Below are 1,132 nucleotides of genomic sequence, written 5' to 3'. Positions count from 1 at the left end.
CAATGCGCTGATTGAGGCGAACTATAAGCTGTCCACTATCGAACAGAAGATCATCTTGTATATCATCAGCCAGATTCGCAAAGATGACGCCGATTTTAAAATGTATAAGCTGCCGATACAGGAGTTCTCTGAATTGCTGGGATATCGGGGAAGCCCTAAATACACGGAGCTTCGGGAGATCACGAAAAATTTGATGCGCAAGGTGCTTGAGATCAGAGAAGGCCAGAAGCTCAAACAGCTGAGCTGGGTTTCATACGTGGAATACGACGAGCATTCCGGCTATGTCAGCTTGGCCTTTGATCCTCGCTTGAAGCCTTACCTTCTGCAGCTGAAAAGGGAATTTACGACCTATCGCCTGAAGAATGTGATGGAACTGAAAAGCTCTTACTCCATCCGCATGTACGAGCTTTTAAAACGTTGGCAGTATATGGGTGAGGTCGTGATTCGTCTGGATGATTTGCGGATGATGGTTGGAGCAGGGGGCAAGTATTCAGAATACCACAATTTCAAAAAACGAGTGCTTAATCCCGCCAAGAAGGAGATTGCGGAGAAGACGGACATCATGTTCACATACGAGGAGATAAGGGAAAAACGCAAAGTTGCGGCGATCCGCTTTCAAATCAGAGAGAAAGTCGTTGAGCCGGTTGTCGTTGCCTTGGAAGAGAAAAAGGAAGCTCAAGCAGATGATCAGTATTTGCAGTTTTTGGCTGTAGTGCAGGCTTATGACCGGTACATAACAGAACAGCAATTCACGAAGATAGCGGTCTTGGCTCAAAAAGCTTTCGGCGGAAACTGGATGGATGAGCTCATTCAAACGGCAAGGCGCATTATGCAACGCAATGACATCCGCGAACCAATTGCTTTTCTGACCTATTTCTTGAATGAAAAAGTGCAACGGATTCAGGTCGGGATCGATCCAAATGAGGTGACCATTCACAGCCATGGAGGCGCTAGATTCGTCCGCCGCGAGATCGTGCCGGACTGGCTCCAGGGCTACGAAGAGCAGCTTGTTGCCGAAAGCGCCAAAAGCAAAGAGGTTGATGAAGATATCGAACAGATGCGACGTGAGCTTGAGGAGCGGTTAAAGAAATACAAAGACTGAGGATTCGAGCCCGCGCCGGTCTTCCCGGCC

The 1,132-nt window shown here is 48.1% G+C and carries 1 protein-coding gene; it reads left to right on the top strand.

Going from position 1 to position 1,132, the window contains the following annotated elements; all coding sequences use genetic code 11:
* On the top strand, positions 1 to 1,102 hold a 1,102-nt coding region (locus VU18_RS16025; protein ID WP_047758515.1), incomplete at its 5' end, for a replication initiation protein.
* Between the last annotated feature and the right edge of the window lie 30 nt (positions 1,103 to 1,132).

This window comes from Geobacillus sp. ZGt-1 (assembly GCF_001026865.1).
GTDB lineage: Bacteria > Bacillota > Bacilli > Bacillales > Anoxybacillaceae > Geobacillus > Geobacillus thermoleovorans.
Note: the sequence above shows the minus strand (reverse complement) of the source record. Positions and strands in the feature narration are given on the sequence as shown.